13 protein-coding genes, 1 tRNA gene and 1 riboswitch are annotated in these 13397 nt (G+C 33.3%); all 14 genes read left to right on the top strand.

The genetic code is table 11. From position 1 onward, the window contains the following. Positions 1–72: 72 nt before the first annotated feature. A tRNA-Thr gene (locus CKV65_RS00580) sits at positions 73–148 on the top strand. Between the two features lie 350 nt (positions 149–498). Then, on the top strand, positions 499–1353 hold the full coding sequence (panC, locus tag CKV65_RS00585) for a pantoate--beta-alanine ligase (protein ID WP_027889946.1): 855 nt from the start codon (positions 499–501) through the stop codon (positions 1351–1353). Beyond that, positions 1353–1736, top strand: a complete 384-nt coding sequence (gene panD, locus CKV65_RS00590) for an aspartate 1-decarboxylase (protein ID WP_027889945.1) — start codon at positions 1353–1355, stop codon at positions 1734–1736. Before panC ends, panD begins: the two co-directional genes overlap by 1 nt. A gap of 140 nt (positions 1737–1876) precedes the next feature. Then, a complete protein-coding gene (locus CKV65_RS00595; RefSeq protein WP_027889944.1) occupies positions 1877–2563 on the top strand; it encodes a GTP-binding protein in 687 nt (228 codons plus the stop codon). 10 nt (positions 2564–2573) lie between these two features. Next, positions 2574–3584 carry an ATP-binding cassette domain-containing protein gene (locus tag CKV65_RS00600; RefSeq protein ID WP_027889943.1) on the top strand — a complete coding sequence of 337 codons (1011 nt, stop codon included), beginning with the start codon at positions 2574–2576 and terminating at the stop codon, positions 3582–3584. Between the two features lie 20 nt (positions 3585–3604). Beyond that, positions 3605–4120: an outer membrane protein assembly factor BamE gene (locus tag CKV65_RS00605; protein WP_036254562.1), complete on the top strand. Its 516-nt coding sequence runs from the start codon at positions 3605–3607 to the stop codon at positions 4118–4120. Positions 4121–4257: 137 nt separating this feature from the next. Next, positions 4258–4438, top strand: a riboswitch (cobalamin riboswitch). 245 nt (positions 4439–4683) lie between these two features. After that, the gene (gene nikB, locus CKV65_RS00610; RefSeq protein ID WP_027889941.1) at positions 4684–5622 is read left to right on the top strand and encodes a nickel ABC transporter permease; all 939 of its coding nucleotides are present in this window, start codon (positions 4684–4686) and stop codon (positions 5620–5622) included. Beyond that, positions 5622–6437, top strand: coding sequence for a nickel transporter permease (nikC, locus tag CKV65_RS00615; protein ID WP_197695384.1), 816 nt, complete (start codon positions 5622–5624; stop codon positions 6435–6437). Before nikB ends, nikC begins: the two co-directional genes overlap by 1 nt. Before the next feature lie 21 nt (positions 6438–6458). Beyond that, positions 6459–8048: an ABC transporter substrate-binding protein gene (locus tag CKV65_RS00620; RefSeq protein WP_051177596.1), complete on the top strand. Its 1590-nt coding sequence runs from the start codon at positions 6459–6461 to the stop codon at positions 8046–8048. Between the two features lie 19 nt (positions 8049–8067). After that, positions 8068–8859: an ABC transporter ATP-binding protein gene (locus CKV65_RS00625; RefSeq protein ID WP_027889938.1), complete on the top strand. Its 792-nt coding sequence runs from the start codon at positions 8068–8070 to the stop codon at positions 8857–8859. Further along, entirely contained in the window at positions 8852–9799 is a 948-nt protein-coding gene (locus tag CKV65_RS00630; RefSeq protein ID WP_027889937.1) for an ABC transporter ATP-binding protein, read from the top strand. Before CKV65_RS00625 ends, CKV65_RS00630 begins: the two co-directional genes overlap by 8 nt. A 148-nt stretch (positions 9800–9947) precedes the next feature. Further along, positions 9948–11069, top strand: coding sequence for a hypothetical protein (locus CKV65_RS00635; RefSeq protein WP_027889936.1), 1122 nt, complete (start codon positions 9948–9950; stop codon positions 11067–11069). 24 nt (positions 11070–11093) lie between these two features. Further along, complete coding sequence (locus CKV65_RS00640; RefSeq protein ID WP_027889935.1) at positions 11094–12404, top strand: MATE family efflux transporter; 1311 nt, start codon at positions 11094–11096, stop codon at positions 12402–12404. A 144-nt stretch (positions 12405–12548) separates the two neighbouring features. Then, positions 12549–13121, top strand: coding sequence for a TetR/AcrR family transcriptional regulator (locus CKV65_RS10735; RefSeq protein ID WP_071601705.1), 573 nt, complete (start codon positions 12549–12551; stop codon positions 13119–13121). The last annotated feature ends 276 nt before the right edge of the window (positions 13122–13397 follow it).

Consider the following 13397-nt stretch of genomic DNA (forward strand, 5'->3'; position numbering starts at 1 on the left):
AAGCTAAATTCCGCCATCGTGCAGTAAAAAGTATTGACAAAATTTTTCTTATGAATTAATATAAATTATATTGCTGGTATAGCTCAGCTGGTAGAGCAACGCATTCGTAATGCGTGGGTCGCAGGTTCAAATCCTGTTACCAGCTCCAGTCGAAAATAAAGCCTTTGCTTGATGCAAGGGCTTTTTTTATTTATTGAAATAATATTTTAAATGTGATATTATAAGCAACGTAACAAACAAAATAGTGAACAGTATCATGAATTTGAACTGTATCAAGTTTAATTAAAAATTTGTTATGTATAATTTTAATATCGCTTGGATTATTTACTATAACCGAGACGAATGCGCTGCAAAACTTTAAAAATAAGATGAAGTTTAATCAAATTGATTAAGCTTATTTTACTATGAACGCATTTGTGAATGCGTTTTTTTTAGTTTATAAAGAATTTGCGGCATTCTCTTTACGTTTGTTACAAAAAAACGAAGGAGAGATTTTTAATGATTTTATGTCAAAACGTAGCTGAATTAAAAAATTTAGTTGCCACTTTTAAACAAAATGGAAAGTCTATTGGTTTAGTACCTACAATGGGAGCACTTCATGAAGGTCATGCTTCTCTTATCAAAGCTGCTCATGCAGAAAATGATATTACTATTGTAAGTGTTTTCGTAAATCCTACACAATTTGGACCGAATGAAGATTATGCAGCATATCCGAGAACTTTGGAAAAAGATTGCACTGTTGCAGAAAATGCAGGCGCAGATGTTGTCTTTGCCCCTAAAAAAGAAGATTTATATCCTAATAAAGATATGACTTGGGTAGAAGTAACAGGCGATATAACAAAAGTTTTGTGTGGCAGAACTAGACCTATTCACTTCCGTGGCGTTACAACAGTAATCACTAAATTATTTAATTTGACTATGCCAAATAGAGCGTATTTTGGTTTAAAAGATGCACAGCAAACACAAGTTTTACAACGTATGGTGGATGATTTATTTTTCAATGTTAATTTGAGAATTATGCCAATCGTACGTGAAGCTGATGGACTTGCAAAAAGCTCACGCAACGTTTATTTATCTCCAGAAGAAAAAAAAGCAGCACTTATTTTATCTAAGAGCTTAAAACACGCACAGGATTTATTTTTACATGGTGAAAGAAATTCAGCAAAAATCGTAGATGCTGTAACACAAATGATTAAAAGTGAACCTTTGAGCGATATCGATTATGTAGAAATGTATAAATTGCCAGGACTTTTGCCAGTAGATGAAGTTATTTCTGGTAAAGTTTTATTGGCACTTGCCGTTAAATTTGGTACTACACGTTTAATTGATAATGTTATTTTGGAGGATAAATAATGCTTTACAATATGTTTCATGGAAAAATTCATCGTGCTACAGTAACACAGGCTAATCTTGAATACATGGGCAGTATCACAATTGATGAAGATTTATTGGAAATGGCTGGCATTTTGCCTGGTGAAAGAGTACAAGTAGTCAACAATAATAATGGCGAACGTTTAGAAACATATACTATTGCTGGTAAACGTGGCAGCGGTGTTATTTGTTTAAATGGAGCAGCAGCGCGCAGAGCACAAGTTGGTGATACTGTTATCATCATAGCGTATGCTATGATGGATAAAGCAGAAGCGGAAAGTTTAGTGCCAAAAGTTGTTATGGTAGATGAACGCAATCACCCAGTAAAAGTGCGCGGTACAGAATTAGAAGCTGAAATTGGCTGATATATATAAATTAATTAAGTAATTATAATACAAGTTTAAAAATAGGGGTATGTATACATTTGATATATATGCCCCTATTTTTTATTAAAATTTTGTTTTATAATATGTTCCGTGTAAATAAAACAGAGGAGATGATTTTGGTGAAGTTGATAACTTTTGCTGGCCCGCCATCTGTAGGGAAAACTTCTGTTATTTTGCGTTTAATTGAAGTTTTGCGTAGAGATGATAAAAAAGCGGGAGTAATTAAGTTTGATTGTCTGACAACTTTTGACCGCCAAATATACGAACAAGATGATATCCCAGTTCAAATAGGATTATCGGGAAAATTTTGTCCAGACCATTTTTATATAAGCAATATTGAAGAAGGTGTGAGCTGGGGAAAGAGTCAGGGATTTGATTATCTCATAACTGAAAGTGCTGGGCTTTGTAATCGTTGTTCACCGTATATTGAAGGTATCTTAGCGGTATGCGTTATTGATTGTTTATCAGGCATACGAACACCGCGCAAAATTGGTCCAATGGTGAAATTTGCTGATGTGATTGTCGTAACGAAAGGCGATATAATTTCACAAGCTGAACGAGAAGTCTTTTTATACAATGTTTATCAGGCAAATCCTAAAGCACAGATTATTTTTGTCAATGGAATTACAGGGCAAGGTACATTTATGTTAAAGAAATGTATTGCTAAAATTGAAGATATTGATAATTTAACTGGTAAAAAATTGCGCTTTACATCACCAGCAGCTGTTTGTTCCTATTGTACTGATGAAATGCGCATCGGTGAAAAATATCAATTAGGTATGACGAAAAAAATGGAATTTAGATAAGGTGGCTCATATGGATTTTAAAGAATTTGTGCAGACACATACGATTGGAGAAATAAAAAAAGCATATCCACAAGTAATTGATTATCTGGATAATACAGGTCTTTGGAATTTGCCAGATAATCTGACATTTGCAAAGGCTTTTGAAGATATCGATGAAGAGGATTTATGGCAAGTAGGCATAAAAGGCGACAATATTGCTGATGAATTGACGAAATTTATCGCAGCTATGCAAGATATTGATGTGCATGATGAAAATAAGATAGAAAATATTACAATTTTAGGTGGCGTCAATAAACAAGGCGAAGCTGAAAATATAAAGCTTTTGATAAATACAGGTGAAATAATCAGTATTGTCGGCCCTACTGGTTCAGGAAAAAGTCGTTTGCTAGCAGATATAGAATGCTTAGCACAGGCAGATACTCCTACAAAACGAACGATACTCATAAATAGAAAAGAATTAGATGATGAAGCTCGCTTTAATTTTGATGGAAAACTTGTAGCGCAATTATCTCAAAATATGAATTTTATCATGGATGTTAGCGTAGAAGATTTTCTCACTATGCATGCTAAAGTTCGTATGGGCAGAAATTGTGATTTTGCTGAAGTTGTAAATCGTTGTTTTGCCATGGCAAATGAATTAGCAGGTGAAAAATTCACGCTTGATACGAAGGTTACACAACTTTCAGGTGGTCAATCGAGAGCTTTGATGATTGCTGATGTTGCATGTATCAGTTCTTCACCTATTGTCTTAATTGATGAGATAGAAAATGCAGGCATTGACCGCCAACAAGCCGTAAAAGTTTTGGCTAAAAGTGAAAAAATCGTCATAATGTCTACACATGACCCATTACTGGCACTTTCAGCTGATAAGCGAATTGTCATTAAAAATGGTGGCATAGCAAAAATCATTGAAACAACACAACAAGAAAGAGATTGTATTGACCAAATTCGCAAACTCGACAACATTTTACTTGATATACGTCGCCGTTTGCGCATGGGTGAATTGATTGAAAATATTTGAGACAAAGAAGGTTTTTTGTGATGAAAAAGTATTTACTGCTTAGTGTGTTCTTTTTTTTAGGCAGTTTATTGTGCATGGTATTGCCAGCTCAAGCACGTGTACCATATTCTTATTTAAATATTGGCGGACTTACGCCAGACCAACAGATTAATTCAGCCTATTATGTATATGGCAGACCGACTGCAAATCTTGCTGTACGTAATTGTGGTGATTTTTACATAAATGAGGTAACGTATAATAGTGAGCTGATGGTTTATTATGTCAATGGTGGTTGGAATGAAAATGGACGTATCAGAGCTATTGTATGTTCAGAAGATAATATCGCTACAAATATGGGTGTAAAAGTAGGCATGACTAAAGATACAGTATGGCAAGTCTACGGTGACCCGGATAAACGTTTTAGAGAAACAGATGGTTCAACATGGTGTTATTTATCCAGTAGTACAGACCATCCTAATATGCCGATGTATTTTTTCTTTGATGATAAAGATGTGATAGATACGATTGTCGTTGGAGACATTGGATATTATTATTAAAATAAAAATCTGCAATAGTTATTAATGGACTATTGCAGATTTTTTTGTCATTTAAGGTAAAATAATATTTTAAAGAAAAATGAAAATTTTTTTATTGACAAATGATATAAGTAATGTTAATTTTATAATTAGAAAATTTAATAGTGAAAAGAATAGGTGTCTATCTATTAGACTTAATAGGGAATTCGGTATAAGCCGAAGCGGTCCCGCCACTGTAAAGACGAGCAATTTCACATTTATGTCATTGGGAATATTCCTGAGAAGGCGTGAATAGCGATGACTCTGAGCCAGGAGAACTGCCTATTTAATAATTACCGTTAGCATTTATAATGTTTGAACCTGCGAGTGATGGGAAGGCAATTTTGTAATAGGCATAGTATTAGTCTATTTATAAAAGATATGTTCCCTAATTCCAGTTTTGGAGTTAGGGTTTTATTTTTTGTAGTACTATAATGTTGTCATTTATGGAAAGGTCTACTCATTTTGAAGTAGACCTTTTTTATGTTTTTGGAGGTGATAGATTAAAAAAATTTTTTAATAAAAAATGAAGGAGTGATATTATTTTGAAACGATTTATAAATCGTTTAGTACAGATGATAATTACTTTAATCGGTGTTAGTTTTTTGACGTTTTGTTTGACATATCTATCACCAGGTGACCCTGCTGCAATGGTTTTAGAAGCCTCTGATACGATTGTTTCGCAGGAAGTTTTGGAACAGACACGTGAAGAAATGGGGCTTAATGACCCGTTTTTAGTGCAGTATGGAAATTGGATATGGGGCGTTTTGCATGGTGATATGGGAATGTCGTATTCTGGGAAAAAACCTGTAGTAGATAAACTCATGGAGGGTTTTGCAGGAACAGTACTTTTGGCAATCACAACAATCATTTTGATTTTGTTGATTTCTATACCATTGGGAATTTTTTCTGCTGTACATCGCAATAAAATACCAGATTTTATTGTGCGTGTGTTTTCATTTATCGGCGTTTCTATGCCAAGTTTTTGGGTAGGATTGATACTACTTTATATTTTTGGTTTAAAATTAGGATTGTTTCCTATAGCGACAGCTAGTATTTCATTAAACGGTATTGTGCTTCCAGCTTTGACTCTCGCTATATACCAATCAGCGAAATATACGCGCCAAGTTCGCACTGTTATATTAGATGAACTCAATCAAGATTATGTAATTGGAGCTAGAGCAAGAGGTTTATCTGAAAGTGCAATACTTTGGAAGCATATCTTGCCTAATGCGATTTTACCACTCATTACGCTTTTGGGTATGTCCATTGGTTGGTTATTAGGTGGTATAGCTGTCATTGAAACGGTATTTGCATGGCCAGGTTTGGGGAGAATGGCTGTATATGCTATTACTATGAGGGATTATCCTTTAATTGAAGGATTTGTTTTATGGATTGCTATTGTGTATACAGTGATTAATTTTTTAGTTGATTTATCGTATACATATCTCGACCCTAGATTAAAAAAAGGAGAGCTGAAATAATGGATTTTGTAAAGAAAAATAAATTATTCTCCTTTTATACATTTTTAGTTATTTCAATATTTATAGTTGCATTTTTAGCACCGATATTAGCGACACATGACCCATATGAATCGAATATAGCAAATGTTTTACAAATGCCTAGTGCAGAGCATATTTTAGGCACAGATAAACTGGGACGAGATACGTATTCACGTATTATTTATGGTACACAGACTTCATTATTCATGACGGTGTGTTTAGTTATTTTGACAGCAGTAATCGGCTCAATAGTAGGGATTTTATCTGGCTATTTTGGTGGAAAAGTAGAAATTATTTTAATGCGTTTTGCCGATATGATGTTATCATTTCCAGGTGTGATACTCGCAATAGCTATTGCAGGCATTTTAGGCGGGAATATCATCAATACAATTTTTGCTCTCGTTGTGGTTAGCTGGGCAAAATATGCTCGCTTAGTGCGAAGTCTTGTAATAAAGTTGCGTAATAATGATTTTATTATGGCAGCTCGTGTAAATGGGACAACGACTTTGAATATCTTATTACGTCATATTATTCCTAATATTTTGCCAATGGTGGTGATTACTGGTGCAATGGATATTGGAACGATGATGATGGAGATTGCAGGTCTTTCTTTTTTAGGCTTTGGAGCACAGCCACCTACACCGGAATGGGGACTTATGCTCAATGAAGGGCGACAATACATTCAGACAGCGCCATGGCTTATGATTTATCCGGGCATAGCTATTTTTATTGTAGTCGCTATTTTTAATCTTTGGGGTGATAGTTTACGTGATATTTTAGACCCTAAGCAGGAATGATTTTTAGAAAAGAGGCTGTATATGAAAGATTTTAAGATAAAAAAATTATGGAAGATTTTAAGTTTAAGTCTTTGTGGTGTTTTGACTGCTGGCATTATTTCAGGTTGTTCATCAGATAATACTACTGTTGATAAAAATACTTTAAAATTTGGTGTAACAAATTTTGCGGATACACTTGAGCCAACTCAAAATTATTTTGGTTGGGTAGTGATGCGCTATGCACTTGGTGAATGTTTGACAAAATTTGATGAAAAAATGAATGTTCAACCATGGCTGGCTGAAAGTTGGTCTATCAGTGATGACCATTTGACATGGACTTTTAAAATTCGTGATGGTGTAAAATTTTCAAATGGAAATCCGCTTACTGCAGAAGCTGTAAAAGCTTCGATTGAACGTGCATTTGCTAAAAATACACGTTCCGCTACTTTTTTTGAATATACAGAAATAAAAGCAGATGGGCAAAATTTGATGATTGCGACTACAAAACCACAGCCGAATATGCCAGGCTTTTTAGCAGACCCGTTATTTATAATTGTTGATGTTACAGCAGAACAGCAAGGCCGCAATTTTGCAAGTGAAGGGCCTATTTGCACAGGTCCGTATAAAGTGGAGTCCTTTGTTAAAGAAAAAGCTATCATGGTGCGCAATGAAAATTATTGGGACGGCGAAGTACCGTTTGAACGAGTAGAAATTCCATCTATTGATGACCCAAATACTCGCGCAATGGCATTACAATCTGGTGAAGTTAATTTTGCTGTAAATATTGCGGCTGGTGATATGGATTTATTCCGCAATAACGATAAATTTTATGTTGATGAAATATCTTCCTTGCGCACGGTGCTTGCACGCATAAATCATAATGGCATATTAGGTGACCCAAAAGTTCGTGCAGCATTTATTAGTGGATGTGATAGAGAAAATTACAATAATGTTTTGTTAAAAGGGACATTCCTCCCAGGAAAAGCACCAGTGCCACCATCAATGGATTATGGTTTTGATGAATTAAATGACCCGAATAGTTATAATCCAGAGCGTTCAAAACAACTTTTAGCTGAAGCCGGTTGGAGTGATAGTGATGGTGATGGAATATTGGATAAAAATGGGCAACCATTAAGTGTGGATTTTGTTGTTTATAATAGTCGTGCTGAATTACCACTTTATGCTGAAGCTGTACAAGCGGATATGAAAAAAATTGGTATTAACGTCAATATAAAGAGTGTAGATTATAACCTTATTGATAAAATGGGCATTGAGGGAGATTATGATTTACTCATTTCTAATATCACTACAGCGAATACAGGAGACCCAGAAATTTATTTGAGTTGGTATTGGAAGACAAATCATAATGGAGATAATCCACAAAATGGTTCTGGTTATAGCAATCCAGAGCTTGACGATGTGCTTGAGCAGTTATCTGTGGAATTTGATAAAGAAAAACGCCGTCAATTAATCATAAAAGCACAGCAAATCATCATGAATGATGGAGCAGCTTTATTCCTCGGCTATCCGCAAACTAATATTGTAAGTACAAAAGGACTTGATGGTGTAAAAATGTATCCATCGGATTATTATTGGTTGACAAATAAAATAAAACCTGTGGGTAACTCTTAAAGGGGTTGAGTGAAGATAGATGTTACTTGATGTATCAAATTTAACTGTGGCATATGAAAAAAATAAACAACCAACAGTGGAAAATATTAATTTTTCTTTAAAAAGTGGAGAAATACTCAGTATCGTGGGAGAGTCTGGCAGTGGTAAAACTACAGTTATTAGAGCCATAATGGGATGTTTGCCAAGTAGTGGCAAGGTTATAGCAGGGAAAATCATCTTCGAAAAAAGAGATTTACTGACTTTTAATAAAAAAGATTGGCTTAATATACGTGGAAAAAATATGACTATGATTTTTCAAGATAGTGGTAATATGCTTAATCAGGTTTTGCCCATTGGAAAACAATTTATTGAGTATTTGAGAATGCATGATAATCTTACAAAAGAGGAAGCATATTTCTTTGCAGTGGAAATGCTTACCCGCATGAATTTGCCCAATCCAGATAATATAATGAAATCATATCCGTTTGAACTTTCTGGTGGCATGCGCCAGAGAGTCGGTATAGCGATGGCGATGATTTTTAGACCAGAATTATTACTTGCAGATGAACCAACTTCAGCACTTGATGTGACAACGCAAGCTCAAATAGTTAAGGAACTGATGTTTATACCACGTAGCTGTGGTACAGCTATGATTGTAGTAACGCATAATATTGGTGTAGCAACATATATGTCAGATAAAATCATGGTCATGTCTAAAGGTAAAATTATAGAATATGGTAAAACAAAAGATATTATTAATTCACCAAAGGCCGAATATACAAAAGCTTTATTTGCTTCGGTACCGCAGATAGGAGGTAAAAGATATGTCTAAGCCAATTATGCAGATAGAAAATATTACGAAAAAATTCCCTGCTTTTGGCGGAAAGCTTTTGACGGCGTGCGATAAAGTCAGTTTGACAATAAATGTGGGTGAAACAATAGGTATTGTAGGCGAGTCTGGTTGTGGAAAATCGACAGTAGCAAAAACTATTTTGAGTATGCATGCACCAACAAATGGAAAAATTCTTTTTCGTGGAAAAGATATTACTAAATTGAAAGGCGAGGAACGACGTCAAATTTGTCGTCATATACAAATGGTTTTTCAAGACCCTACAGCAGCTTTTAATCCTAAAATGAAAATTGGCAATATCATTTGTGAACCACTTTTAAATTTTAATTTGATAAAAAAATTTCAGATTAAAGAAAAAGCACAAGAACTTTTGCATTTAGTAGATTTACCACCAGATTTTGTTGACCGTTATCCTCATAATATGAGTGGTGGACAACGCCAAAGAGTGGCTATTGCTAGAGCATTAGCATTAGAGCCTGAAATTATTGTTTGTGATGAGGCAACGAGTGCATTAGATGTTTCTGTACAAGCAAAAATAATTGAGCTTTTAGTGAAATTGCAGAAAGAAAAAGGTATCACATATATTTTTATCTGTCATGATTTAGCATTAGTCAGTTTATTTGCGCATAGAGTAGTTGTCATGTATCTTGGCAACGTTGTAGAAAAAATAGATGGTGACAAATTAGAAAAAGCAAAACATCCATATACAAAAGCATTGTTAAAAGCTGTTTTTTCAGTAGATGAAGAAAAAAATCAACAAATAGAAATTTTAACGGGAGAAGTACCAAGCCCGCTTGATTTGCCAGTAGGTTGTCCATTTCAAAATCGTTGCCGATATTGCAGGGATATTTGTAGAGAAGTAAAGCCACAGTTAGAAGAGGTAGAAGAAAATCATTTTGTAGCTTGCCATTTACAAGAATGATTTCATTGAGGTAAGCATCTATAAAGATTTTATGGGTGCTTATCTAAATTATTGAAAATATATCCCCTATGGGAGCTTGTTATATTTGTTTATTTTCAGTATAATCGAGAATGATTTTCATTATTCTATAATAAAAAGGAGTTATTGTATGAAGTTATTAAAGCGATTAGTTTTTGTAGGTTTGATAGTAAGTCTTACGTCGACAGGATTTGCTCAATCAAATGATGTAAAAATTCAAGAAAAAAATGAAAAAAATATTGAAGTAAAAGATAACGAAGATAACTTAGCTGATAATAAAGTTGAGAAAAAAGAAGAGGTGATATCTTTTAAGGGATTATCGCGTTACGATATCCGTCATGATAATCGCCCTGGGAAAAAAGGTGAAACACGAAAATCTCTTTGGCGCAATCGATTAGAACCAACTGTACATTTAAATGAAGATTGGAAAATTAAAAGTCGCATGGATTTTGAAAAAAACTATAAAGCAAAAGGAGATGACAAAACACATTTTTATAATCGCATGCTTTATTTACAGGGAAAAGCTTTAGGTGGCAGTATTTCTGCAGGTAAAGTAGATTATGCTGATTTTGCTAATATGAATATTGCATACGGTATGGTTTTTGATGATTATATAAAAGGTGTCAAATACAATTATACTGATAAGAATACAAATGCGATTTATACAGCAACAGTAGGCAATTTTTCATCACCATACAATGATAAAGTAAATGGCAAGATGTACTACGATAAAAAGCAGATTTATCCAGAAGATGGCACTCTCCATTATGCAGGAATTCAAGCAGAAATTCCTGTTTCAGATAAATTAATGGCAGGTGCGGCATATCATAATATAAGAGGTGGAGAATTAGATGATACACAGCAGATTTTAGAAATTGCTGGTGAATATAAGTTAGATGAAAATTTTAAAATCGGTGGAGCATATGCGATATCTAATCTCAAAGCCGATAAATATGGGTTTGATGATAGTGCGCAACAACAAGCATATGTTATACAAATGAATTATAAAGGAGCAAAACGCTCTACACCGAATAGTTATGGACTTTGGGCAGCGTATAAAAATCTTGGCAAATTAGCTACTTTTATGCCTACATATACAAATACATTCGTTGGCGAACAAGGTTATGAAATTGGCGGTAAATACGTTATCGCTAAAAATTTGACAGGAGAAATTTCATATTTTAATGGAAATGATATAGAAAACAATAAAACCAAAACGCGTTGGTTTGGACGTGTTGAATACCGTTTTTAAATAATTTAGATGATAGGAGTTTTTATGGTATCACAATTAACGTATAAAGAGTATTTAATGGTAACTATACCGTTTATGTTGTCAACTGTAACACAGCCTTTATTAGGTGTTGTAAATACGGCAATCATGGGACATATGAGTGAGGTTTTTTATATTGCCGCTGTTTCGCTTGGTGTTATTTTATTCAACAATATATATTGGTTATTTGGATTTTTGCGTGTATCTACTACGAGTTTTTCAGCGCAAGCATTAGGTAAAAATAGTGATGAGAGTAAATTTTTATCATTGTTTAGACCGCTTGTCATTGCATTTATCATCAGTGTAGTATTTATTTGCATATATCCATTTATTTTTGCATATTATGTTGAAATGATGCAGCCGGAAGCTTCGGTTATAAGTTTAATGAAAAAATATTGTGATATTGTTATTTGGGGAGCTCCTTTTGTTTTATTTAATTATGTGACGCTAGGTTGGCTTATGGGACAGATGATTATTCGCTATACAATGTTTATGCAGATATCAATGAATGTAGTGAATATTATTTTATCATTTGTATTCGTATTTATATTGCATATGGATATAGAAGGCGTGGCGTATTCTTCTCTCATTGCTCAAGTTTACGGCTGCATTATTGGTTTTATGGCAATTTATTTTAGAGGAAATTTAAACTTCTCTAAGCAGTATGTAGAACAACTAAAAAGTATTAAACCATTTTTATCGATGATGAAGGTAAATACAGATTTGATGCTTAGAACTATTTGTCTTTTGACGATTAATAATTTATTTGCTATGGCAGGAACTTCTTTAGGAACGACTACACTTGCGGCAAATGCTGTTATATTAGAGATTATTTTTATTTTAGTATATTTCATTGATGGCATGGCAAATGGTGTAAGTGTTTTTTCTGGTAAAGCATTTGGAAAGAAAGATAAGCAATTATTGAATGAAACTTTGCAAATTGGATTGCGTTGTTTAGCTGTATTCATGGTTGTAAGTTCTATTGTTGTGTATTTAATGAAGTCATACCTCATCGGGCTTATGACTAATTTGCCAGAAATATCTATGTATGCAGATGAGTATAGCATGTTCTTGGTGATACATCCTATATGCGCTTGTGTAGGTTTATTGCTTTATGGTATGTATACAGGTGTAGGGCATACATCATCTGTCAGAAATATGATGTTCATTGCGGTGATTTTCTTTTTTATTTGTCAAAATATTTTAGTTGAATACTTTGCTAATTATGGTATATGGGCAACGTATTCTTTAACGTACTTATTGGAATCAATAATTTTAATTTTATTTTTACCACAAATAAAATTAAAATTTGAATAATGCAAATAATAACTGTTATATATCGTTAAAGTATTGTATAATTTATTGTAGTTAATTAGACAATTACCTATCTTTTGTCGATTGATATATGTTAGAATTTATATAATAATTAAGTATATATAATTAGCGAAAGGTGGTTTCTTCTTGAAAGCAAGAGTTGTAATAATTGACGCTTTTTGGCAATTATACAAAGAAAAGAGTATAAAACAGATAACAGTAACTGAATTGATGACTAAAGCCGGATATCATCGTAGTGTTTTCTATCAATATTTTAGAGATATCTATGATTTATTAAAACAAGAGCAAGACGCATTTTTTGAAGAAGTAGACAATCTTTGGCAGGATGTTTCAATAGAAATTTTAAATGAAAATTACAGCACGGTACTTATAGAAAAAATAAACGAACTTTCGCTTAAATACGATTTTAAAGTAGGTATTTTATTAAAACATAATGATGAAACGGATTTTAAAAATAGATTTAATAATACTTTAAGAAAAAATCTTTATAATTTATTAAAATTACAAGAAAATGATGCTAAGGTCAAATTAGCTTTAGAAGTGTATATTAGTGGTCAATTAGAATCATTAGTGTATTTCCATAGACATAAAAATAAATTAGATTTTAAGGACTATTTAGAAGTAACTAAATCTATTTTTCGAACTTGTGTCAAGCAGATAGAAGAATCGCACTCTAAAAATGAAGAAAATCATGATTAACAAGTAGACACATAAGTCGACAGTTTTGCAATATATGTCTATTGTTATAATGCGATAGGATTTATATAATATTTATAGAGTAGTTATATGATGCTATTTGATATACTTATACTTCCTGGATATATCAAATGACCTCCGGTGTTTTTAAGTGTTATTTGTTTTGTTAGCAGCTTTATGGCTGCTTTTTTTCTTTTAAAAAAGAATAAAAAAATGACCGTAGCTAAAGGATTAAAAGCTACGGTTTTTTTATATAAACAAACAATAAGAGGAGTCATA

It is taken from the genome of Megamonas hypermegale, from assembly GCF_900187035.1.
GTDB lineage: Bacteria > Bacillota > Negativicutes > Selenomonadales > Selenomonadaceae > Megamonas > Megamonas hypermegale.

Excerpts from the sequence above, each read along its gene's own strand:
- panC (WP_027889946.1), top strand. The coding sequence starts at position 499 with ATGATTTTATGTCAAAACGTAGCTGAATTAAAAAATTTAGTTGCCACT.
- panD (WP_027889945.1), top strand. The coding sequence starts at position 1,353 with ATGCTTTACAATATGTTTCATGGAAAAATTCATCGTGCTACAGTAACA.
- CKV65_RS00600 (WP_027889943.1), top strand. The coding sequence starts at position 2,574 with ATGGATTTTAAAGAATTTGTGCAGACACATACGATTGGAGAAATAAAA.
- CKV65_RS00605 (WP_036254562.1), top strand. The coding sequence starts at position 3,605 with ATGAAAAAGTATTTACTGCTTAGTGTGTTCTTTTTTTTAGGCAGTTTA.
- nikC (WP_197695384.1), top strand. The coding sequence starts at position 5,622 with ATGGATTTTGTAAAGAAAAATAAATTATTCTCCTTTTATACATTTTTA.
- CKV65_RS00620 (WP_051177596.1), top strand. The coding sequence starts at position 6,459 with ATGAAAGATTTTAAGATAAAAAAATTATGGAAGATTTTAAGTTTAAGT.
- CKV65_RS00625 (WP_027889938.1), top strand. The coding sequence starts at position 8,068 with ATGTTACTTGATGTATCAAATTTAACTGTGGCATATGAAAAAAATAAA.
- CKV65_RS00630 (WP_027889937.1), top strand. The coding sequence starts at position 8,852 with ATGTCTAAGCCAATTATGCAGATAGAAAATATTACGAAAAAATTCCCT.
- CKV65_RS00635 (WP_027889936.1), top strand. The coding sequence starts at position 9,948 with ATGAAGTTATTAAAGCGATTAGTTTTTGTAGGTTTGATAGTAAGTCTT.
- CKV65_RS00640 (WP_027889935.1), top strand. The coding sequence starts at position 11,094 with ATGGTATCACAATTAACGTATAAAGAGTATTTAATGGTAACTATACCG.